This window comes from Actinophytocola sp., assembly GCF_050699935.1.
GTDB lineage: Bacteria > Actinomycetota > Actinomycetes > Mycobacteriales > Pseudonocardiaceae > Actinophytocola.
On record NZ_JBOHGB010000026.1, the window covers coordinates 25,466 to 46,729 of the forward strand.

Sequence of the window (21,264 nt, forward strand, 5' to 3'; positions counted from 1 at the left end):
GTGGTGCTCTCCCAACGAGGAACGGTCGGCCGCGTCAGTCCTGCGTCTCGGTCCCGCCACGCACGGCACCGAGCAACCGGTCACGGGAGGTGCCGCCTGCCGGACTGGGAGCGGCCTTCCGCGCCGGGGCGGCGAGCAGTTCGGCGTGGCCCCGCACAGTGCCCGCGCGGAAGAGGTCCATCGTCCGGATCGGCCTGCCGGAGGTCTGGCACATCCGCTCGACGAGCATGATGAGCAGCAGCGAATCGCCGCCTGCGTCGAAGAAGCTCACGTCGTCGCCGACTTCGTCGAGCTTGAGCACCTCCTGCCAGAGGGAGCGCACGAGGCCGATGCGCCCTTCAGCGGTCGAGAGGTCTGCTTCGGCAGCGAACGGCTTGGTCACGACGTCCTCCATTGAGTGGGCGAGATCGGTGGCGCTGTGTCGGAGATCGGTGAAGAACCCGGCGATCGCGTCTCGGTCGTACAGGGCTTCGATGTAGTCCACGGACAGTTCGAGCCGCTTGCCGTCCGCCGTTTCGGCCAGCCGCACGAACAGGCCGAGGTCGTACTTCATGTGCAGCGAAGGAAGCGGCACCAGGCGGCCCACGAGGCCAGGCGCCAGCACCATGTCGTCGGGCACCTCGGTCATGTTGACCAGGATCGCCGACAGCGGCGGCCAGATCACGTCGCGGTTCGGGCGCAGCGCGGCGGTCACGGCGTCCAGCGGGACGTCGCCGTCGATGAACGCTTCCAACGCAGCGATCCTGCTCTCCCGCAACAGGTCCCGCCAGCTGGTGGTGTCGTCGAGGCGCACCCGCAGCACGACGGTGTTCATGAACATGCCGATCGCGTCGGCCACCGCCGGGTCGTCGCGGCCGGGCCAGCCGAAGGCGAAGAGGAAGTCCCGCTGACTGCCGGTGCGCGCCAGCGTGCCCGCGAGCAGCGCAACCGCGGTCATGAACGGCGTGCAGCCCTCCTCGGCCGCTGCCTTCATGAGCGCCTCGGTCAGTTCCTCGTCGAACTCCGCCGCCTGCGACGCACCGGCCAGCGAGGTGTCGTCCGTGGTGCGCCGGAAGGGAATCTCGACTTCCATCGGCACGAGCCGCAGCCGCTCCACGATCTCCGGCAGCCGCTCGGCCACCTCATCCGGGCCCAGCATGGTGACGACCTCGCTGGGGTGCGGCGGCGAGCTGAGCGCGGGTTCCACGCCCTCGACGGCGGCGCGGTAGATCTCGGCAATCTCGGCCATCAGCAGCGTGCGCGACCAGCCGTCGCAGACGATGTGGTGGACGCTGAACACGAGCAGCGTGCGGCTGGAGTCGACCCGGATCACCTCGGCGCGCACCGGCGGCTCGGCGGCGAGGTCGAACGGCGTGTAACACAGGACTTCCAGCAGCCGGTCGAGTTCCCCTTCCGACCAGTTCTCGGCTTCCGCGTCGATGAAACCGGCCACGGCGGGCTCGCCGTCGGTGCGGTACTCGATCTGCTTGACCTCGATGTTCAGCCGGAACCGCGAAAGCAGCGACGGGTGCCGGTCGAGGACGCGCTGAACGGACGTGACGAGCAGCGAGTGGTCGACCGGGCAGGCGAACTCCACGATGGTCGGGATCATGCTGGTGCGCCGGAGTTGCTCGACGCGGTCGAGCACCCACAGGCCTTTCTGCGCCGGATTGGCCGTGTACCAGATCGGCGATGCCGAATCGTGTCTAGCCAAAAGAACCTTCCTCGCCTGGTTCGTGATCAGTTGCGGACCCGCGCGGTGATGGGCACGTGTTTGTAGCCGGAGGCGAAGTTCGAGACGAGTCGCTCCGGTGTGCCCGCGAGGGCGAAGTCGGCGTACCTGCCGAGCAATTCCTCGAAAAGAACACTGACGGTGACCCGCGCCACACTGTGCCCGACGCAGTAGTGGGGCCCGATCCCGAAGGCGAGGTGCTTGTTCGGTTTGCGGCGAATGTCAAAAGTGTGGCTGTTCTCGAACACCTCTTCGTCCCGGTTGGCGGCACCCAGCCACGCCACGACGGCATCGCCCTCGGCGATCTTGGTACCGCGCACCTCCACGTCCCTCGTCGCGTAGCGCAGAACGTGGTTGACCGGTGATGCCCAGCGCAACGCCTCTTCGGAGGCGGTGCCATTGACTTCGGAATGGGCGGCCCATTCCGCGAGCACGTCGGTTCCGGCGAACTCGGCGAGTACGAACGTCGGTGCGTGCGGGGTGGTGACATTGGCGCCGAGCAGCAGGCTGTAGCAGTTGGCCACGATTTCGGAGGCGGACATCAGCCTGCCCTCGAACTCGGTCGAGATCAGCACGCTGAGCAGGTCGTCACCCAAGACGGTACGGCGGTGCCGCATCAGGTCCTGGAAATAGCCGAACAGTTCGCGGTGTGCGGACTTCAGCGTCGCTTCCTTGCCGCCGTCGTCCTGGAACTCCGGATCGTCGGCCGCAATGCACACCGTGGTGAGCCTGCTCAACCAGGCCCAGTCCTCCTCCGGCAGGTCCATCATGGTTCCGGTGACCGACATCGGAAGGGCCAGCATTGCGGCGCCGAAATCGAAGAGGCCGCCGTCGCCGAGCGGTTCGAGCAGATCCACGATCTTTCCGCGGATCGCCTCCCGCTGCCGGTCGACGGCCTTGCTGGCAAGTGCTTTCTTCAGCCTGGCTTGCCGTTCTGTGTGCTGCGGCGGATCGGTGACCGCGAGCTGCTGGCCGCCGGCCGGATCGTCGGTTCCCAGCAGGTCTAGCAAGGTACCGCGCTCCGAAGTGAACGTCGCGGTGTCCCGCAGGACGAGATCGGTGTCGGCGTACTTCACGATCGACCAGAATCCACGGCTTTCGTCCACCTGGTGCCAGTCGAGCCCGTCCAGCTCACGGAGCGCCCGCCAGATGTCATAGGCGTTGCCGTCGCTGTAGAGCATCGGGTCGATGAGGTTCGCCGCCCCCAAATCGACCGGACACCCGGGCTCGGAGGAATAGTCGACAGAGATGACCTGCTCCTTATTTTTCGCAGCACAAAGTAGGCGACACGGACACTTGGACTCTGCTCATCGGAAATGACCTTGGCGAGAACAAGCGCGAGTTACACGTGAACTCATCGCGTCATGTTGTGCGAGACCTACACCCCTCTGCACCGACAGAAACCGTTACACACAAGCGCAAACCCTTCGGTGGTCCGCGCAGTACATCACCCCTGCTTGCCGTGACCGCCACACCTCGGGATACCGGAGGTAATCGACTTGACTCGCATGACGACTACGAGTACGCGACATGGACGACGGTCTCGCTCCTTCTTTTGGTCGAGCCACCCCAGTAGGCCCATCTCTCTCAGACACTGCCAGAGCTTGTCTTGACTGGTCAAGAGAAAAAGTCGGTCACTTGGGCTCACCGGGGGCCCGAGATGACCCGAACGGCAGCGTGGAACGGTATCCGACCACGGCAATCACCGCAGCAGGCCATCTCACGCCGAAGATTCCCACGACCGACTGTCGGGCAGGCGCGGCGAACCCGCGAATCACCGAGTCAGCGGGACCACCCTGCGCTAGACTGGTCGCGGCCCATATCGCCCGCGACAGCCCGGAGTGAGACAACCGATTCGCGCAGGAGCGAAAGCGGCTGGTACCGGCATTTCGAGGAGATTCGCCATGGGACAGGAGGATGATCTCCTGAGGACCACCGGGACCTTCGTGGTCGACTCCTTCTCGCTCTACTCGATCGTCGTAGGACACAGCCCGGACGGGTTGACCTTGAGGGCCTCGGCACAGAACGGCGAGATCCACCTCGTCACGTCAGCGGTGGCGCTGGCCGTGGCCGTGGCTATGCGCACCTGCTGGAACAGTGAGTGTGATCAGGAACACCCTTCCGTTGCGGGAGCTTCGGTCCGGGAGTTCCACGAACGCGGCGCGGTCGAGGTCGCCGAACTGACGTCGACCGACGCCATGTCCGCAGCACAGCTCTACATTGGGTGTGCAGAACGGCGGATCGGTGGCGCGGAGGTGCTGGCGGCCTGTCACTCGGTCCTGCTCGCCGAATCCCGCGCGGCGCCACTGGTCTCGACGATCAGGGCGTCCTACTGCTACACCGCCATTCCCGAAGCCACGGCGGGCCAGCGCATCACCTTGATCTGACCGGTGAAGGAAATCCCCGTGGAATCCGAACCAGCCGTTGCCGAACTTTCAGCTCCGTCATCGGTATGGCTGAAGTGCCTCGAACCACACGGGCACGATGTCCCCCGCGTGGTCTGCTTCCCGCATTCCGGCGGTGCGGCAGGCGGATTCCGCCCGTTGGCGGCGGAGCTCACCGGTGACCTGCAGGTGATCGGGGTGCAGTACCCGGGCCGCCAGGACCGCCACGATGAACCGGTGCTCACGGACCTGCACGAGCTGGCCGACCGAATCGCGGAGAACCTGCCGCCCGCGCTGGATCCTTGTGTCTTCTTCGGCCACAGCATGGGCGCGATCCTCGCGTACGAGGTCGCCCAACGCCTGGGATCCGCAGGCCCGGCGGCACTGGTCGCTTCCGCCCGCCCCGCGCCGTCGGTCGTGGAGGTGACGACGAGTCACCTGCTGGACGACGAGAAGCTGACGGAACAGGTGGTCCGGCTCGGCGGCACGGCGGCGGAGGTGTTCGAACACCCGGAGATGCGCGCACTACTGCTGCCGCTGATCCGTGGCGACTACCAGGCCAGCGAAACCTACCGCCCCCGAGGGGACGCACCGCTGGACTGCGCGCTGATCGCGGTGGGCGGCACGGAAGACCCAGTCACCTCACTGACCGACCTGCAGGCGTGGTCGGCACACACGACCGGCCCGTTCCGCCTCGAGACGTTCCCGGGTGACCACTTCTACCTCCAGAACCACTGGCCCGCGATCGCCGCCCTGCTCCGCTGCGCCGCCCAGCCCCTGGTGGGGCTTTCTCTCCGGCGGCTGCGCTAGCTTCGCCACCATGTTCACCGACATCGAAACCGCGCGGCTGATCCTGCGCCCCCTTCGTGAGGAGCACCGGCAGGCGATGATCGACCTCCACACCGATCCCCGCACCAACCGGTTCCAGCCGGACCCGCCGGACGTGGCGCAAGCGAGCGAACTGGTCGACACGTGGCTGGCACACTGGGCCGAGCATGGCTTCGGCTACTGCGCGGTGACCGATCGCGGTGCCACGGAGGTGATCGGGCTGACCGGGATCCGGGTTCGGGACTTCCACGGCGAGAAGGTGCTGAACCTCGGCTACCGATTCCGCCCGGAGGTCTGGGGCAACGGGTACGCGATCGAGGCGGCACAGGCCATACTGGGATGGCGCGGACGCAAGCTGCCTTCGGTACCGGTGCTGGCAAGCATGAACGTGGCGAACAAACCGTCGATCGGAGTGGCCGAACGAATCGGTTTCCAGGAGTACACGGAGGAGTTCTACGACGGCGCCCCCTCGCGCCACTACCGACTCTGACTCGATGGTCGCGATCGGTCTCCTGGGACCGGACGCGGCAAGGCAGTCTGCCCCCATGGAGCGGCGACTACCGCGCGATCCCGCCCCCAAACGGGAGTTACTCGGGCTCGGACAGTCCGAAGGATGAGTCGATCACCAGACTGCCGATACAAAACCCCTGGTCATCCCTGTTCATATCCTTTGGTAGTCCCACCGGGGGCGCAAAACCGCCTGGTCAGGCCATGATCAAGTCCAGGTACTCGACCTGCATGGGTCGAGATCCAGCCGTGGCGAGCAAATCCCGGGCGACGCGAGGCTCAGCCAGTCGGCACGCAGACCCATGCAGGGGAGGCTAGGACCGCGTTCAAGCACGGGCTTCCAGCGCATCGTCCGTCGGGCGCCGCCGACCCGGGTCACAAGATACAGGCGGGCGCGGTGGGTCAGGTCCGCGAGCGGTGGTACGCGTTGATCTCGCGGGCCATGTTCTGGGCCGTGTTGCGGGTCGCCGAGCCCACGAACGGCTCCAGCGCCTTCTCCATCGCCCGTCCGGCGATGCCACCGGGAAGGCGGAACCGGACCCTCATCTCGACCCTGCAGGCGCTCTCGCCGGTCGCGGAGAACTCGAAGGCGGTCGTGGTGTCCATTCCGGACACTGACTCGTAGACGACCCGGGTGTTCTTCTCCCAGACCACGGTTTTCAGCGTAGTGGCCAAAGTGGACGGTCCAATCTTGTTCACCGCCTCGAACATCGACCCCAGGCCCTGGTCCAGGTCACCGATCGGTGTGTAGCTGACCATGCCGTGCCAGTAGTCCGTCACGTGCCGGTAGTCGTCGAGGTACTCGAACGCCACCTCGACCGGGGCGTCACAGGTTGCCACGAAGTACACCTCACCCATGTCGGGTGACCTCCTCTTCCTTGGTGCGACAGCGGAAGGGGCAGGATTCGAACCTGCGTGGGCAACAAGCCCGACCTGGCGGACCAGGTCCTCGTTGGACCGCTTCGAGTACCCTTCCAGGAATTTCGTCAGATGATGTTGGTCACCCGCAGCAGGCTCCACAACGAGCGCGGGGACATCCCGCCGTCGAATGCCGCGTACTCCGGCAGGATGGTGGAGGGCTGCCATTTCAGCTTGTACTCGAGTTGGCTCTTCGCCGGGTAGATCGCGTCGCCCCGTTCCGCGAGCAGGTGGACGATCCGCGCAGCCGCCCGGCTCGCCGTGGGCATCTGCAACCCGGTGTCGAGGCTGGTGAACGGCGTGAACCCGAAGTGCAGCCACGGCACTCCCGCCGCGCGAAACACGTCGATCGCGTGTGCGTTGATCGCCTCCATCACGCCCGGCGGGCAGTCCGGCAGGCGTCTGCTCAGGTCGTGCAGCCATCCCGGACGGGTGCCGTACACCGGCGAGAACGAGATGTAGCCGACCGGTGCGTTGTCGATGCGCCCAACGAACAGCTTGCGGTGCGCCTGCCACGGCCCCCCGATTTCGCCGACCAGGAATGCCAGTTCCCTGGTGTGCCTCCCTTTCTGCCGCAGCCAGCGGATATCGATGTCGTGGATGGCGTCGGTCAGGTCCGCGGGATCGACCTCGGCCACCTCCAGTCCCGCACGCAGCGCGCGGGAGATCTTGTTGCGGAGCCGGACGAACCGCTTACCCTTGAGGCTGAAGCCGGTCAGGTCCACGGCATAGGACGCGCCGATCTGGTTGACCGTCAGTCCGAGACCCGCGAGCAGTTCGGCGTCGGCACGCTGGAGCTGCACCGCCACGACCTTGCGCTTGTCCGCGTGTGCCCGCGTGAGGAACCGCGACTCCAGCTCGTGCCTGCTGTCCTGGCCGGTGAACGGGCCACCGAACTGCATCCAGCGCCTGCCATGGGTCCGGTAGCAGATGTAGCCGTCGATACCGGGTGCGGTGAAGTACTCGTTGCCCTCGTTGAGCGCGAGGAACCCGTTCGGGTTGTCCGCGTGGTGCTCAAGCGCGGTGAGCCTGCTCGTCCGGTTGCCTGACCGCACCCGCTCCGGTACCTCCATGCGCCGCCCCCAACCGTTGGCCAGCCCGACGGGACGTACGGTAGATGGCCGTTCTGACGCGGCCCTTATTTCCGGCCGGCGCCCGCCTCACGGCGACGTCAGGGAGTTTTCAGACGTGGTGTCGATACTCGCTCCGGATCATCGACCGTCCGGCCGCACACGTCCAAGGACTTCCGGACCCAGACCTGGGGGCACGTTGATTGCACAGGATTCCCACTCCATTCCGTCACTGGGCAGTTTCGTACGGGGAAAGGATGTCGAGAGCGGCCAGTGGGTGTACGCGTTGTCCCCCCGGGCTGTGTTGGACGACTCGTTCGCAAGCCTGACCTTGAAGCGGAGGCTCGAATCCGGTGCGCTCTCACCCCGCGACGCGCCGGAGGGGATCGTCGTCGGCCGGGTTTCGTTGGCGGAGAAGGAAACCGTCCTGGACGCCGTCGCCGCCGCGGCCGAGGCGTCGCGGATCTGGCGGTGTGAGCCGTTGTCCACCCGGCTGGACGGGTGGCTGGAACTGCTGCACATGACGATCCGCACGTACGAGGACGAGTTCGTCCGGATGCTCGTCCTCGAAGGTCACCCGCTGGAACTGGCCAGGTGGGAGATGTCGGGCATGCGCGCGCTCACCCGGCCCGAGACCGCCGCCTATCTGCGTACCCAGATGCGACAGGAGTTCACGATCGACGGCCGCCGCAACATCGTGCGGCGGGCTGCCGACGGCGTCGTGTGCGTCAACCCGCCCGCGAACGCCCCGCTGGTGAGCGCGCTGCTCGGCGCGACGAGCCTGGCGGGCGGCAACGGCGTCGTGGTGCGCGCGCCGCGGACCGCGCCGTACAGCATCACCCACGTCATCCGCACGCTGCTGGCGCCGGTCCTGGACGAGCTCGGCGCGCCGCCCGGCACGCTCAACGTCGTCTGCGGGCACCCCGGGCCGATGCTGGAGACCTGGATCAACAGCCCGGACGTCAACGACATCATATACTTCGGCGACGTACCGGTGGGCCTGAAGATCGAGCGCCGGTGCGTCGAGGTCGGCAAGAAGCCGATCCTGGAGCTGGCGGGCAACGACATCGTCGTGGTGTGGAAGGACGCCGACCTGGACGGCGCCGCCGCGGCGTTGGTCGAGGGCTTCTACGGTTCCGGGCAGCTGTGCATGGTGCCCAACCAGGCCGTGGTGCACCCGGACGTGGCCGATGACCTGATCGCCAGGGTCGTCGACAGGGCGAGCGCGTTGCATCCCGGCTACCCGGACGAAGAGGGCGTGCTGCTGTCACCGGTGTTGCGGCACGACAAGTTCGACCGGGTGCTGGCCGACGCGGTGGCCAAGGGGGCCACGTTGGTCACCGGCGGGCACGGCATGCAGATCGACGGCACCCGCGACAGCGCGGGATTCTTCCTTGAGCCCACGGTGCTGCGGATGGACGGGCTGAGCCGGGCACGTGAGCTGGACGCCGTGAAGCACGAGACGTTCTTCCCACTCCTGCCGATCGTGGTGGCCGAACCCGCCGACGACGAAACCCTGTTCGACGAGTTCGTCGACTTCGTGAACACCAACCTGTACGGCCTGCGCAACTCGTTGTGGGCCACCGACCAGGCGGTGATCGACCGGTACGTGGACGAGGTCACGAGCGGCGGCCTGCTGAAGGTCAACGACTCGCACATCGCTTTCACCCCGCCGCTTCCGTCGCACGGCGGCACCGGCCTGACCGGAGGTGCGTTCGGTGAGGCCAACTTTCCGGTGCTTCGCACCACGCACATCCAGGGTATTTCCATCGTCGTGGACCCGGAGTCCTCGGCCAAAACGGGAGGAGCGGCGTGATGCGCACGCTCGGTGAGGCACGTGAGGTGTGCGACGCATATCTGCCCGGCCTGCTGTCCAAACTGTCCGACACACCATTCCTGGAGCTCGAGAAACCGGGCAACCCGGGTCTGGAGCTGTTCAAGGCGACCGGCGGTCCCGGCGTGGTGATCCCAACCAGCTACTCCGGCTCCGGCGCGTCGCCGTTGGAGGCCGTCAAGATCACCCGGGCGATCGCGGCGGCCGCGCCGTCGCTGTCGGTCGCCTCGACGATGCATCACTTCTCGGTGGCCACGATCTTCACCCTCGCCGACAGCCTGCGTTCCAGCGGTGTGGAGTGGGCGCTGCTGGAGGGCATCGCGACGCAGAACCTGCTGGTGTCGTCCGGCTTCGCTGAAGGCAACCCGGGTCAGGGCATCCTGTCGCCGACCGTGGGCGCGGTGCGCAGGGACGGCGGCATCGTCGTCAACGGCTCCAAGCGCCCGTGCAGCATGTCCCGGTCGATGGACCTGCTGTCGGCGAGTGTCTCGGTGCCCAAGGACGGCGGCGGCTCCGAGGTCGTGATGATGCTCGTGCCCGCGAAGACCGAGGGCATCTCGGTGCACCCGTTCTGGGCCAGCAACGTCCTGGGCGGCGCGGAGAGCGACGAGGTTCGCATGACGGACGTCTTCGTGGATGACCGCCTGCTCGTGCCCACCGAGGTCGGCGACCGCGGTGAGCTGGACGAGTTGCAGACGGTCGGCTTCATGTGGTTCGAGATGCTGATCACCTCGTGTTATCTGGGGATGGCGAGTGCGCTGGTGGAGCGGGCGTTCGCCAGCAAGAAGCTCGGGCAGGACCTCGCCGCGGCCATGGGCGTGCGGCTGGAGACGGCGACCCTGCTCCTGGAGGGCATCGCCAGGCAGCTCATGGCTGGGGAGACCGACAACGCCGCGCTCACCAAGACCATGATCGCCCGCTACGGCGCGCAGGACGCAATCGTGGAGGTCGCGGGCCGGGCCGTCGAGGCGCTCGGCGGCATGGCCTTCATCTCCTCCCCGGAGATCGCCTACCTGGTGGCCGCCGCCCAGTGCGTCAAGTTCCATCCCCCGTCCCGTGCCAGCACGGCGCGCGCGCTGGCCGCGACGTTCGCCGGCGACGTACTGCGGATCGACTGAGGCACATGGCCGACCACAACACCCTGCTGGACGCCGAACGGATCTCCTCGGTCTACCGGCGCACGATGAGCACCGGCAAAGCGGTACTCGCCGAGTTCATGGGCGGTCAGGTGGAGGTCGAGTCGTCCGGCGCCTGGATCACCACCAGCTCCGGCGAGAAGATCTTCAACGCGGGCGGTTACGGCGTGTTCATCACCGGAGCCCGGCATCCCGCCGTCGTCGCCGAGGTGGCGCGGCAGCTGAACACCCACCCGGTCGGCACCCGCATCTTCCTGGAGCCCGTCGCGGCCAGGGCGAGCGAGTTGCTGATGTCGGTCGTCCCGGCCGGGCTGGAGCGGGTGCACTTCGCCTCGTCCGGCACCGAGGCCACCGAGGCGGCGATCAAGCTGGCGCGGCTGGGCGGTAGGCACCAGCTCGTGTCCATGACCGGCGGCTACCACGGCAAGACCATGGGCGCGTTGTCCCTCACCGCCCGGGACGTCTTCCAGCGGCCGTTCCGGCCACTGCTGCCGGACGTCACGCACGTGCCCTACGGCGACGTGCCCGCTCTGACCGCCGTGCTGGAGCGCGCTCCCGGCGAGGCCGCCGTCATCGTGGAACCCGTCCAGGGCGAGGGTGGTGTGCTCATCCCGCCGTCCGGTTACCTCTCCGCAGTCCGCGCGGTGTGTTCGGAGTACGGCGCGCTGATGATCGTGGACGAGGTGCAGACCGGCCTCGGCAGGCTCGGGCACTGGTGGGGCGCGGACGCCGAGGGCGTGCGCCCGGACATCCTGCTGTCGGGCAAGGCGCTCGGCGGCGCCGTCGTGCCGGTGTCGGCCGCCATCACCACGAACGAGGTGTTCTCGGTGCTCGACCGGGATCCGGTCCTGCACACCTCCACCTTCTCGGCGGCGCCCATCACGATGGCCGCGGTGTGCGGCGCGATCACCGCGATCCGGGACGACGACCTGGTGGCACGAGCCGCCGAGCTGGGTGGCCTGCTCACCGAGCGGTTCCGGCTGATCACGGCCGAACGGCTGCCGCACCACCACACGGCCGTGCGCGGCGCCGGCCTGCTCATCGGCATCGAGTTCGCTGACCCGTCCCTGGCTGCCGACCTGTTCATCGCGCTCGTGAGCAACCAGGTGGTGGCCAATCTCTCGCTCAACTCCGACTACGTCGTTCGGCTCACCCCGCCGGCTGTGATGACCGAGTCCGATGTGGACTTCCTGGTCGAACGATTCGAACTGGCTGTCCGGCTGGTCGCTGACCGCAACCCAGAGTACGAGGTGCACACCGATGCGTAGCCTGGAGCTGAAACTTCGATCCACCGCGGCCGATGCGGACCTGGCCTTCCGGCGGATCACCGAGTTCGAGCGGTACCCGGACTTCGTCGAGGAGGTCCGCTCGGTCGTCGTGCACACGCGCGAGCCCGGCGAGCCGATGGTCAGCGACTGGGAGATCTTCTTCCGCAACGGCCCGCTCCGCTGGTCCGAAGTGGACTACGTCCAGCCCGCGTTGCGTCGGATCGTGTTCGAGCAGACCACGGGCGACTTCGAGGTCTTCCGCGGCACGTGGCTCGTCGAGTCGCATGTGGATGGTTGCGAGGTCACGTTCGAGGCGACGTTCGACTTCGGCATCCCCAGTCTGGCGGGCGTGCTCGAACCGGTCGCCACCAAGGTCCTCAAGGAGGGCATCGCGCTGATCGTGTGCCAGCTGCTGGGTGCGGCCACCGTGGTGGACGACCCGGCGGTCGCCGCCGCGGTCGCGGCTCGGCTGGCCGCCCACAAGGCGGCCAGGGCGATGAGTGCGTAGGGGGACGCGATGGACACGGTGAACCGTTTCGAGAGCAGGACCACGCTGAGGTTGTTGCGCGCGGAGTACGCCGTCGCGCTCGTGGTGTGCTCGGCGCTGTTCCTGTGGCACCTCCAGGAGATCGACTGGGTGGTGGCCGTCTTCCTGTTCGCCTACATCGACTTGATCGGCTACCTCCCCGGCGCGGTCGCCTTCCGTCGCACGCCCGGCGGCGACATCGCCAAGGTCTACTACGTGCTCTACAACGTGATGCACAGCTTCGTCACGCACGCCGTGGTCCTGGGTGTGTGGGGAGCCCTGTACGGGCTGCAGTGGGCCATGCTCGCGGTGCCGATCCACCTGTGCGGTGACCGGGCGATCTTCGGCAACTTCCTGAAGTCGTTCAGCGTGCCGTTCGAGCCGCACCCGATCCCCGCGTTCGTCGACTTCGACCGGCGGGTCGTGGACACCGGCGGCGAGCCCGCGCCGGTCGCGGAACGGATCTGATCCAGCCAGCAGGAGAGGAACACCCATGCCCCACAGCAGCGACCGTCCTGTGATCATCGGCGCGGGGCCAGGCGGTCTCGCGGTGGCCTGGACCCTCAAGGAAGCGGGTCTCGACCCGTTGCTCCTCGACCGGGAGAAGGTGGCCTGCTCCAGTTGGTACACCTACTACTCGTCGCTGCGCATGAACTCCTGGCGGCGGCTGAGTCACCTGCCCGGGATGAAGCTGACGGCGGAGTTCGGCCCGTGGCCGATGCGGAACGACTTCATCACGTACATGGAGAAGTACGTGCGGGTCCTCGACCCGGACATCCGGTTCGGCACCGAGGTGTACCGCGTCGACCGTGAAGGTGACGGCTGGGTGGTGCGCACCTCGATCGGTGACCTGTCCGCGAGGAACGTCGTGGTCGCCACGGGGCTGCACCGCAGGCCGTGGATGCCGGACTGGCCGGGCAGGGAGGAGTTCGCGGGCGAGCTGACGCACGCCCGCGACTACACCGTCCCGGACCCGTATGTCGGCAAGGACGTGCTGGTCGTCGGGTGCGGGCCGACCGGCATCGACATCGCGGTCGCGCTGGCCCGCGCGGGCGCGTCGCGGGTGCGCCTGTCGATCCGCCACATGCCCGTGCTGTTCAAGCTGCACTGGACGACCTCGGTGCTGAGCCAGGCGATCAAGTACGGCCCGGTGCCGCACTGGCTTGTCAACCGGGCGAGCCTGTTGATGCACCGGTTGCAGTGGGGCGACCTGAGCGAGTACGGCATCGCCATGCCCGTGGAGGGCACCATGGCAGGCACCGCACGCATCGGTCACGCCTACGGCGCCATCGACCGCGGTCTGATCCCGGCCGTGCGCGAGGGCGCCATCGAGGTCGTGCGCGGGGTGACCGGCTTCGACCGGAAGTCGGTGCTGCTGGAGGGCGACGTCAGCATCAAGCCGGAGGTCGTCATCGCCGCCACCGGTCAGCGGCCGGACATGGAGGGCCTGCTCGGGCACCTCGGCGTGCTGAATGAGCGGGGCGGACGCCCGAAGATGTTCGGCGCCGACACCCTCCCGCACGCCCCCGGCCTGTACTTCCAGGGCTACCGGCTGCCGCCCGGCCAGCTGCCGGACATGTCGGTCGACGCGTGGGCGATCGCCCGCGGTATCTCGGGCCGGTCCCGGTCCCGGCTGGCGGAGGCGTTGCGGTGGTGGTGACTCCCTGGGCCGTCGCCGACGAGGCGCGGCTGCGGTTGCGTGGTACCCGGCGGGTCGACGTCGCTGTCGTGGGGGCGGGTCTGACCGGTCTGTCCGCGGCACTCGAGCTCCTGGAGCTCGACCCGGACCTGCGGGTCGCCGTGGTCGACGCGGCGGTCGTCGGGGCGGGGGCGAGCGGGCGGGGCACGGGCCTGCTCGGACCCCGCGTCGGCCCCGCACTGACCAGGACCCGCAAGCGCCATGGCGACGACGTCGCCCGCGCCGCGTACCTGTGGTCGGTGTCGGCCGTCCGACACGCGCTGGACCTGGTGAGCCGGTACGAGATCGCCTGCGACCTGGTGCCGGGCTCCCAGCTCGTCGTCGCAGCCGACGAGGCGGGGGCCCGCGCCCAGGAGGCGGAGGCGGCCGCGGCGCACGCACTCGGGTTGCCGATCACCCTGGTCACGGGGAATGACCTGCCACCGGTCGCCGCCGGGTTCGCCTCGGGTCTGCGCTACGCGCCTGCCGCGACCCTCGACCCGGCCGCACTGACCGCCCAGCTCGCGCGTGCCGGGGAGAAGCGCGGACTCACGATCTACGAGCGCACCCGGGTGCGGCGCATCCGCGGCGGCCTGCTCACCAGCGTGGTCACCGACGGCGGCGAGATCCATGCGGACAACGTCGTCGTCGGGACGAACGCCTTCGGCGCGGACCTCGGCGTGCCACGCGGCGTCGTCGGCGTCACCGTGCAGGCCGGTGTCACCGAGCCGCTCCCGGACGCGGTCCTGGCCGAGGTGGCCGGGCTGCGCACCGAGCCGCTGATCGGGGCGGCCGAGCTGTCCCCCTACTACCGGCTCACCGAGGACCGCAGGCTCGTGGTCGGCGGGGGAGTGGTCCGCGGCGGGACGGCCGCGACGGCCGCGCCCGCGCCCGGCAGGCTGCGTGCGGCCGTCCGCGCGCTCTCACCGGCACTGGCCGGGACACGGATCGAGGCCACCTGGGCAGGGCCGGTCGGCATGACCACCGACGGCCTGCCCGTCGTCGGCCGCCACCCCGGCGACAGCAGCAGGTACTACGCGGGCGGGTGCAACGGCCACGGGCTCGCGGTGTCACTGCACAGCGGCGCGTTCCTGGCGCGCTGGATCGTCAACGGCGACAAGGACGAGCTGTCCTTCGCCCTGCCCTGGGTGCGATCCGGGGCGCCGTGGGTGCCGCGAGGGCGGCTCGCCGACCGGGTGCTGGACCGCTACCTGGCGCACCTGACCACCGCGGCCGGCCGCCGGCCGACCGGCCCGCGAACGAGGGGAGAGGAACGCCATGGTCACCCGTGACCACACGAGTGCGGGACAGCGGCTGCGCTCGTCCGCCACGATCAGCAGCGTCGCCGTCGAGGGGCCGCTGGACGGGCTGCCGCCCGGCCCCGGCGACTCGGTGCTGCGGCAGACGATCCGCTTCCGGCGCGGGCGCCAGCACTACCTGCCGGAGATGCACGACCGCTACGGCGACATGGTCACGCTGCGGGTCAAGCCCGGTGGGCCGTTCGTCATCCTGCGCGATCCGGACCTCATCAAGGAGGTGTTCCGGGGCGCCCCAGAGGTCTTCCACGCGGGTGCGGGCAACTCGCTGCTGGTGCCGATCGTCGGTCGCCACTCGATCCTCACCCTCGACGCGCCGGAGCACCGGCCCGCGCGCAAGCGCATGATGCCGCCGTTCCACAACGAGCGAGTCAACGCGCTCACCGCCGACATGCGCCAGATCGCCGAGCAGGAGGCCGCCGGTTGGCCGGTCGGTGAGCCGTTCCGGCTCCTGGACCGGTCCTACGCGCTGTCGCTGGAGATCATCATCCGGCTGGTGCTCGGCATCGACGACCCCGACCGGGCCGCCGAGCTGCGAAAGGTGCTGCGGCAGGTGTCCGAGGTCGGTCTGAAGGACATCCTGGTGTGGATCCGGCCCGAGCTGGGCAAGGTGTGGCCGTGGCGGAACGTGGTGCGCAACCTCGACCGCGCCGACGAGCTGATCTACGCCGAGATCGCCGACCGCAGGCGCGACCCGCGGCGGCACCAGCGTTCCGACGCCCTGTCGATGTTCCTCGATGGCCAGGACGACGACGAGGTGATTCGCGACGAGTTGATGACCCTGCTCGTCGCCGGGCATGAGACCACGGCGGTCGCCATCGCCTGGCTGTTCGAGCGCCTGTTGCGCAGGCCCACGGTCCTCGCCAGGGTGCGGGAGGGACTGGACCGGCAGAAGGACCCGTACCGCGTGGCTGTGTTCAAGGAAGCCCTGCGGGTCCGGCCGGTGATCCACAACGTCGCCCGCAGGCTCACCGCGCCGCTCGAACTGGGCGGCTACCACCTGCCTGCCGGTGTCGCCGTGCTGCCGTCCGTTGGCGCCGTGCAGACCGACGCGCGCATCTGGGGCCCCGACGCCAGGCAGTTCCGCCCGGAACGCTGGCTGGAGCCCGACCCGCCCCACCACGCGTGGATTCCCTTCGGCGGTGGCGTGCGCCGGTGCATCGGCGCGATGTTCGCCCAGATCGAGGTGGAGACCGTGCTCGCGGCGATCCTGCGCACGGTCGACCTGGCGGCCGTGGGCTCCGCCGACGAGGGCAGCAGGATGCACACCATCACCATGATCCCCAAGCAGGGGGCGCGTGTCCGCGTCGTCCGCAGGCTCGGCTGAGAGGGATTCGCCATGACAGATCGTTCCCGCGTCACCGCCATCGTGAATCCCGCGGCGGGCGGTGACGGCGACCGTGCGGTGGCCGCGCTGACGGCGGCGGACACCGCCGAGGTCGACGTCGTCCGCACCACCGCGTCCGGTGTGGCCGCCGACATCGCCTACAAGTTCGCGGCCGGCGACGCCCGGCCCGACCTCGTCGTCGCCGTCGGCGGGGACGGCACGGTCGGCGAGGTCGCCACCGGTCTGTACCGTGCGGTCGAGTCCGGCGTGGTCGGGGTGCCGCCGCTGCTGGTCGCGCCGGCAGGCACCGGCAACTCCTGCTACCGGGGCATGTGGGACGACATCCCGTTCGAGGACGTCCTCCGGGTGGCACTGCGTGGCGGCGCCGCGGTCCGCAGCCTCGACCTCGCTCGCATCGAGGAGAACGAGCACATCATGCTGCTGGGCTCGGGCAGCGGCCTGTTCGCCGCCAGCCTGGTGGCCACCAGGAGCAGGACGGAGACGGGACGGGAGCTGTTGATGGCCGCGGCCCTGGCCGCCATGGAGACCTACGAGCCCTATTCGGGGCGGGTCGTGGTGGACGGAGAGGTGCTGTACGAGGGCGGCGTCGTGGAGACGATCGTCGGCGGGTTCCGCTACCGGGGCGGTCTGCTCAACCTCGTGCCCGAGTCCGTGCTGGACGACGGGCTGCTGGACGTCACGCTGGTCACCACCGCCGCCGACATGACTCAGTTCGCCCGAGCGGCCATGCACGGCTGCGTGTACGACGTGCCCGGCATCAGGTGGGGCAGGGGAGTCCGCATCACCATCGAGCGCACCGACGGTGAGCCCATCCTGTTCGAGCACGACGGTGAGGTCATGCCGCGGGCGACGTCCGCATACACCAGCAGTGTGCTCCCGGCCGCGCTCCGCGTGCTCACGCTGCCGGAGCCACAGCCCTGGTTCCAGGGGCGCGGCCCGTGCTGACCGGCACGTCACGCCCGAGCCAGTCCGACCTGACCGACACGTTGTGCCTCAGCTACTACCGCATGCTCGCCGCGGGCGTCGCCGTGGTCACCGCGTGCGGACGGTCCGGCTGGTCCGGCACCACCGTGAGCACACTGACCAGCGTGTCCCTCGACCCGCCGATCCTGCTGTGCTGCGTCCGGGACGGCTCCCGCACTTTGACGGCGATCCAGCACGCCGGCTGCTTCGCCGTGCACCTGCTCACCGACGACCAGACCGACCTGGCCGACAGGTTCAGTCGTGCCCCCAGCGACAGCACCCGCTTCATCGAGTTGGGTTACGAGACGGGGCTGGTCCGCGGCGCGCCGGTGATCGCGGGCGTGCTCGCGACCGGGTGGTGTGACGTGCACTCGATCGCCGAGGTGGGCGACCACTCGGTGGTGTACGGGCGGCTGACCTCGGTTCGCGTCGGCCGGGGCAGGCCGCTGCTGTGGCACGACCGCGCCTACCAACTGCTCGGCGGTCCGCACGTCGCCGTGCGCACGACGGCGTAGCGGGCGACGATGACCCGAGCCACGACGTTCGCCGCATCCCTGAGCACCACACTCGCCCGGTGGGCCCGCGAGGTCACCTACGACGACATCCCGCGCGACACCATCGCGGCCGCACGCAGCCAGCTCATCTCCAACCTGGCGGCGGTCCGCGCGTCCCTTGGGCACCCGGCCGGGCGGCGGATCGTGGCCGCGTTCGGCCCGCCCGCCCAGTCCGACCCGACCCGCGCCGCCTATGTGCTCGCCGCTCTGGCGACCATGCTCGACTTCGACGAGGTCGCCTTTGCCGGCCACCCGTCGGCCGGTGCCGTGAACGTCGCGGTGACGGAGGCCCGTCGCAACGGTCTGGACGGCCGTGCCCTGCTGGCCACGATCGTCGCAGCCACCGAGTGCGCCTCGCGGATCACGGCCGCCACCATCCTGAGCGTGTTCTTCCGTGGCCAGACCAACATGCACACGCACCTGGCCAGTGCCGCCGTGGCTCGGCTGCACGCCCGTGGCGCGTCGCTGCCCGAGTGGACCGCCGGGCTCGGTCTCGCGCTGGGCACCCTGGCCGTACCGCTGCACCACGGCGTGGTCACCAGCGACCTCAAGGCGCTCAGCGCGGCCGCGCCCGTACGCATGGCACTGGACGCGTGCGATGCCGCCCGGCACGGACTGAGCGGCCCCGACACGGTTCTGGAGCACCACGAGGGACTGCTGGCGCACCTGTCGGAGGTACCGCTACCGGAGGTGGTCACAGCGGGCCTCGGCACCCGATGGCACACGAACACGTTGACCTACAAGCGTTTTCCGGGCAGTGCCTACCTGCACTCGGCCATCGACTGCGCCGAGCGGCTGTGCCGGGCACACGACCGGCTGGACCCGGACCGGGTCGAGCGCGTCGTCGTACACGCGAACCTGCTGACCTGGCAGTTGCAGCGCAAGGTTGCCGGGGACCTCGCCGGTCCGCGCACCACCGTCTCCGCCGCGACCCTGTCCGTCGGCTACGGCATCGCCACCATGTTGATGAACGGCGCGTTCGGCCCGGTGGACCTGGACCCGGCCGGCATCGCGGACGAGCGTCGGTGGGCGCTCGCCGACAAGGTCACCGTCGAACACGACTGGGACCTGTCCCTGCGGATGGCGCGCGCGACCTCACCACTGGGCGCGGCTCTGCGCCAGGCGGGCGAGAGGGCGCTGGCGTGGTCGGACCTGCTCGCGTGGTGCGGTGACGACGCCCGCGGGCTGCTGGACGGCCTCGGTGGGCCGGAGGAGACGTTCGACCAGGCCACGATGGCCATCGGCGCCCGAGTGGTGGTCGAGCTCGCGGACGGCCGGGTCCTCGTCGAGGCGGCGGACTCCGCGATCGGCCAGGCGGGGCCCGCCACCCGTCGCGACCACCCTGCCATCGTCCGGGAGAAGTTCCTGGCCACCGGTGGCTCCGCGGCCGTGCTGACGGCGCTGGAGCACGTCGACGAGCTTGACCCGCCGGCAACCGCGGCCGTACTCACCGAGGCGCTCGCTGTGCGCTGACGGCCGCACCTTGTCGTATACATACGACCGAACGTACACTTTAAGGATGACGGTGACATCGACCTTCGCGGCAGAGGAAAACGACCCCTTCTGCTTGTCCACCGAAGACGCCGCCGGACTGCTGCGCGCCGCGCCGTGGCGGCGGTTCGGCGTGTTCGGTGACAGTCTCTCCGCGGGCACCGGTGACGCGTCGCCGGGGTACGTCGACCTCGGCTGGGCCGATCGGGTGGCGGCCGTCCTGCGGCTGATTGTGCCCGGCCTTGCCTACCTCAACACCGCCGAGATCGGCTCGACCACCGAGGAAACGCTCGCGCGACAGCAGGACCGGATCCTGGAGTTCGCACCCGACCTGCTGCACGTGCCCTGTGGCGCCAACGACATCGTGCGCCGTGAGCCGGACTTCGCCGCGATCGAGGCCGCGCTGCGCCGGATGTACGACGTGGCGTCGGGCACCGGGGCGCAGCTCACGACGTTCACCCTGGGGCGGGCCTACGTGGTGCCCGTCTTCCCGGACTGGACCGAGCGCGTCACCAGGCTCAACGACATCACCCGGGCACTGGCCGCCGCCTACGGCGCCGTCGTCGTGGACATGTACGACCACCCGGTCAACGACCGGGACGATTTGCTCAGCGCGGATCGCATCCATTTCTCCACCTCCGGTCAGGCCGTGATGGCCACGGAAGTGGCGCGGGGGCTGGCTCACCTGCTCGACAACGACAATGCCCGGGTGTGAGGTGGTGGGCGAGTGTTCCGCCGGTCAACCGGCCGCGCGGTCTTTAGCGCGTCGTCGTGAGCTGGGTGGTGGGTGCACGCACGATATCGGCCGCGGCGGCCCGCAATTCGCGGCCGGGCGCCACTCCCAGCTCACGGTGCAGCGTGCGTTCCGCGGTCTTGTACGACTCGATCGCCTCGGCATGGCGCCCCATTCGGCGTAGTGCGACCACATGTCGTGTTCGAATGGACTCGTTGAGCGGGTCATCGGCCATGAACCTACGCGCGTTGAGTGCGACCTTCTGGTTGTGACCGAGCGAGACCCATGCGTCGATCAACGTTTCACGCGCTGCGGAGCGCAATTGGTGCAGTTCGTCGGCCGCTGCGGCGACCAGGGGCCCGTCGAGCGTGTCCTGCAGCGCGTCGCCCCGCCACAGCGCGAGAGCCTCCTCCAGGATGGTGGCCACCACCGACGGTGTGCCTGGTGCGAGGTTCAGCGCTCGCCGGACCAGGTCGGCGAAGCGGTGTGCGTCGACGCCGCTGCGGTCGAGATTCAGCCGGTAGCCGGAGTTGACCGTCTTCAGGAGCCCGCGCCTGGCGCCGTGGGGCTGGAGCCAGCGCCGTAATCGGACGACGTGCGCGTGTAGGGCGTTGACGGCGTTGTTCGTCGTGCGGACGAGGTCGAGTTCCTCGATCAGCTCATCACGCCTGACCTCGTCTCCCGCGCGGTACGCGAGAATCGCGAGAATACTGCGCAGTTTTGCACCGCTGAGTACGTGCTCATCATTGGCGAACGTGATCCGGAGTGGTCCGAGAATACCGATGTCTGCAACGACCATGCTTTCCTCTGCTTGTCGGTCGACTAGCGCTTCGGTCAGGTTCACGGAGACGATGGGATTACCGGACAGAGTCTCCGACGTTGCCGCCGCCAACTTTACCCACGTGGGGTCGCGGCTCGACACCTACTCGATCGGGTAGGTGCCCACCGGTGGCGGGAGATGCGTGCGGGCGATTCGGCAACGAGATCTGCACGTGCCGC

Annotated in this window: 20 protein-coding genes and 1 tRNA gene; 15 read left to right on the plus strand and 6 right to left on the minus strand. The window is 68.9% G+C overall.

The features are described from left to right. Nucleotides 1-34 precede the first annotated feature (34 nt). Nucleotides 35-1,693: a condensation domain-containing protein gene (locus tag ACRDTB_RS11850; RefSeq protein ID WP_431430158.1), complete on the minus strand. Its 1,659-nt coding sequence runs from the start codon at nt 1,691-1,693 to the stop codon at nt 35-37. Nucleotides 1,694-1,719: 26 nt separating this feature from the next. Then, nucleotides 1,720-2,892 carry a cytochrome P450 gene (locus ACRDTB_RS11855; protein WP_431430159.1) on the minus strand — a complete coding sequence of 391 codons (1,173 nt, stop codon included), beginning with the start codon at nt 2,890-2,892 and terminating at the stop codon, nt 1,720-1,722. A gap of 723 nt (nt 2,893-3,615) precedes the next feature. Here ACRDTB_RS11855 and ACRDTB_RS11860 point away from each other — a divergent pair. The 3 genes from ACRDTB_RS11860 (at nt 3,616) to ACRDTB_RS11870 (ending at nt 5,413) form a co-directional block, all read left to right on the plus strand. Beyond that, a complete protein-coding gene (locus ACRDTB_RS11860) occupies nt 3,616-4,098 on the plus strand; it encodes a hypothetical protein (RefSeq protein WP_431430160.1) in 483 nt (160 codons plus the stop codon). 108 nt (nt 4,099-4,206) lie between these two features. Further along, complete coding sequence (locus ACRDTB_RS11865; RefSeq protein WP_431430161.1) at nt 4,207-4,905, plus strand: thioesterase II family protein; 699 nt, start codon at nt 4,207-4,209, stop codon at nt 4,903-4,905. Between the two features lie 10 nt (nt 4,906-4,915). Further along, the gene (locus ACRDTB_RS11870; protein WP_431430162.1) at nt 4,916-5,413 is read left to right on the plus strand and encodes a GNAT family N-acetyltransferase; all 498 of its coding nucleotides are present in this window, start codon (nt 4,916-4,918) and stop codon (nt 5,411-5,413) included. A gap of 419 nt (nt 5,414-5,832) precedes the next feature. On the opposite strand, the gene ACRDTB_RS11875 is transcribed toward ACRDTB_RS11870, so the two are convergent. The 3 genes from ACRDTB_RS11875 to ACRDTB_RS11885 form a co-directional block, all read right to left on the minus strand. Next, a complete protein-coding gene (locus tag ACRDTB_RS11875) occupies nt 5,833-6,288 on the minus strand; it encodes an SRPBCC family protein (RefSeq protein ID WP_431430163.1) in 456 nt (151 codons plus the stop codon). Nucleotides 6,289-6,320: 32 nt separating this feature from the next. Continuing rightward, nucleotides 6,321-6,406: transfer RNA gene (locus ACRDTB_RS11880), tRNA-OTHER, on the minus strand. A 10-nt stretch (nt 6,407-6,416) separates the two neighbouring features. Beyond that, nucleotides 6,417-7,421, minus strand: coding sequence for a bifunctional lysylphosphatidylglycerol flippase/synthetase MprF (locus tag ACRDTB_RS11885; protein ID WP_431430164.1), 1,005 nt, complete (start codon nt 7,419-7,421; stop codon nt 6,417-6,419). Between the two features lie 328 nt (nt 7,422-7,749). On the opposite strand from ACRDTB_RS11885, the gene ACRDTB_RS11890 reads away from it, so the two are divergent. From ACRDTB_RS11890 to ACRDTB_RS11945, 12 genes are read left to right on the plus strand one after another with little or no spacing between them, the layout of a single operon-like run. Continuing rightward, nucleotides 7,750-9,234 carry an aldehyde dehydrogenase family protein gene (locus ACRDTB_RS11890; protein WP_431430165.1) on the plus strand — a complete coding sequence of 495 codons (1,485 nt, stop codon included), beginning with the start codon at nt 7,750-7,752 and terminating at the stop codon, nt 9,232-9,234. After that, nucleotides 9,234-10,370, plus strand: coding sequence for an acyl-CoA dehydrogenase family protein (locus tag ACRDTB_RS11895; RefSeq protein WP_431430166.1), 1,137 nt, complete (start codon nt 9,234-9,236; stop codon nt 10,368-10,370). The genes ACRDTB_RS11890 and ACRDTB_RS11895 overlap by 1 nt, the downstream gene beginning before the upstream one ends. Before the next feature lie 5 nt (nt 10,371-10,375). Next, a complete protein-coding gene (locus ACRDTB_RS11900; protein ID WP_431430167.1) occupies nt 10,376-11,656 on the plus strand; it encodes an aspartate aminotransferase family protein in 1,281 nt (426 codons plus the stop codon). After that, nucleotides 11,649-12,164: a type II toxin-antitoxin system RatA family toxin gene (locus ACRDTB_RS11905; protein ID WP_431430168.1), complete on the plus strand. Its 516-nt coding sequence runs from the start codon at nt 11,649-11,651 to the stop codon at nt 12,162-12,164. Before ACRDTB_RS11900 ends, ACRDTB_RS11905 begins: the two co-directional genes overlap by 8 nt. A 9-nt stretch (nt 12,165-12,173) precedes the next feature. Continuing rightward, the gene (locus ACRDTB_RS11910) at nt 12,174-12,650 is read left to right on the plus strand and encodes a hypothetical protein (RefSeq protein ID WP_431430169.1); all 477 of its coding nucleotides are present in this window, start codon (nt 12,174-12,176) and stop codon (nt 12,648-12,650) included. Nucleotides 12,651-12,675: 25 nt separating this feature from the next. Continuing rightward, nucleotides 12,676-13,842 (plus strand): flavin-containing monooxygenase, encoded by a 1,167-nt coding sequence (locus ACRDTB_RS11915; protein ID WP_431430170.1) that lies wholly within the window; start codon nt 12,676-12,678, stop codon nt 13,840-13,842. Beyond that, on the plus strand, nt 13,833-15,152 hold the full coding sequence (locus ACRDTB_RS11920; protein ID WP_431430171.1) for an NAD(P)/FAD-dependent oxidoreductase: 1,320 nt from the start codon (nt 13,833-13,835) through the stop codon (nt 15,150-15,152). The genes ACRDTB_RS11915 and ACRDTB_RS11920 overlap by 10 nt, the downstream gene beginning before the upstream one ends. Continuing rightward, entirely contained in the window at nt 15,139-16,503 is a 1,365-nt protein-coding gene (locus tag ACRDTB_RS11925) for a cytochrome P450 (protein ID WP_431430172.1), read from the plus strand. The genes ACRDTB_RS11920 and ACRDTB_RS11925 overlap by 14 nt, the downstream gene beginning before the upstream one ends. A 12-nt stretch (nt 16,504-16,515) precedes the next feature. Then, entirely contained in the window at nt 16,516-17,469 is a 954-nt protein-coding gene (locus ACRDTB_RS11930) for a diacylglycerol/lipid kinase family protein (RefSeq protein ID WP_431430173.1), read from the plus strand. Then, a complete protein-coding gene (locus ACRDTB_RS11935) occupies nt 17,463-18,002 on the plus strand; it encodes a flavin reductase family protein (protein WP_431430174.1) in 540 nt (179 codons plus the stop codon). The genes ACRDTB_RS11930 and ACRDTB_RS11935 overlap by 7 nt, the downstream gene beginning before the upstream one ends. Nucleotides 18,003-18,011: 9 nt before the next feature. After that, nucleotides 18,012-19,514, plus strand: a complete 1,503-nt coding sequence (locus tag ACRDTB_RS11940) for an MmgE/PrpD family protein (protein WP_431430176.1) — start codon at nt 18,012-18,014, stop codon at nt 19,512-19,514. Between the two features lie 46 nt (nt 19,515-19,560). Then, nucleotides 19,561-20,247, plus strand: coding sequence for an SGNH/GDSL hydrolase family protein (locus tag ACRDTB_RS11945; protein ID WP_431430177.1), 687 nt, complete (start codon nt 19,561-19,563; stop codon nt 20,245-20,247). Between the two features lie 43 nt (nt 20,248-20,290). Here ACRDTB_RS11945 and ACRDTB_RS11950 read toward each other — a convergent pair whose 3' ends face one another. Further along, complete coding sequence (locus tag ACRDTB_RS11950) at nt 20,291-21,109, minus strand: AfsR/SARP family transcriptional regulator (RefSeq protein WP_431430178.1); 819 nt, start codon at nt 21,107-21,109, stop codon at nt 20,291-20,293. Between the last annotated feature and the right edge of the window lie 155 nt (nt 21,110-21,264).

Coding starts and splice junctions, on each gene's coding strand:
- ACRDTB_RS11855 (WP_431430159.1), bottom strand. CDS start 2,892: ATGCTCTACAGCGACGGCAACGCCTATGACATCTGGCGGGCGCTCCGT.
- ACRDTB_RS11860 (WP_431430160.1), top strand. CDS start 3,616: ATGGGACAGGAGGATGATCTCCTGAGGACCACCGGGACCTTCGTGGTC.
- ACRDTB_RS11870 (WP_431430162.1), top strand. CDS start 4,916: ATGTTCACCGACATCGAAACCGCGCGGCTGATCCTGCGCCCCCTTCGT.
- ACRDTB_RS11875 (WP_431430163.1), bottom strand. CDS start 6,288: ATGGGTGAGGTGTACTTCGTGGCAACCTGTGACGCCCCGGTCGAGGTG.
- ACRDTB_RS11885 (WP_431430164.1), bottom strand. CDS start 7,421: ATGGAGGTACCGGAGCGGGTGCGGTCAGGCAACCGGACGAGCAGGCTC.
- ACRDTB_RS11895 (WP_431430166.1), top strand. CDS start 9,234: ATGCGCACGCTCGGTGAGGCACGTGAGGTGTGCGACGCATATCTGCCC.
- ACRDTB_RS11900 (WP_431430167.1), top strand. CDS start 10,376: ATGGCCGACCACAACACCCTGCTGGACGCCGAACGGATCTCCTCGGTC.
- ACRDTB_RS11905 (WP_431430168.1), top strand. CDS start 11,649: ATGCGTAGCCTGGAGCTGAAACTTCGATCCACCGCGGCCGATGCGGAC.
- ACRDTB_RS11910 (WP_431430169.1), top strand. CDS start 12,174: ATGGACACGGTGAACCGTTTCGAGAGCAGGACCACGCTGAGGTTGTTG.
- ACRDTB_RS11915 (WP_431430170.1), top strand. CDS start 12,676: ATGCCCCACAGCAGCGACCGTCCTGTGATCATCGGCGCGGGGCCAGGC.
- ACRDTB_RS11925 (WP_431430172.1), top strand. CDS start 15,139: ATGGTCACCCGTGACCACACGAGTGCGGGACAGCGGCTGCGCTCGTCC.
- ACRDTB_RS11930 (WP_431430173.1), top strand. CDS start 16,516: ATGACAGATCGTTCCCGCGTCACCGCCATCGTGAATCCCGCGGCGGGC.
- ACRDTB_RS11940 (WP_431430176.1), top strand. CDS start 18,012: ATGACCCGAGCCACGACGTTCGCCGCATCCCTGAGCACCACACTCGCC.
- ACRDTB_RS11945 (WP_431430177.1), top strand. CDS start 19,561: ATGACGGTGACATCGACCTTCGCGGCAGAGGAAAACGACCCCTTCTGC.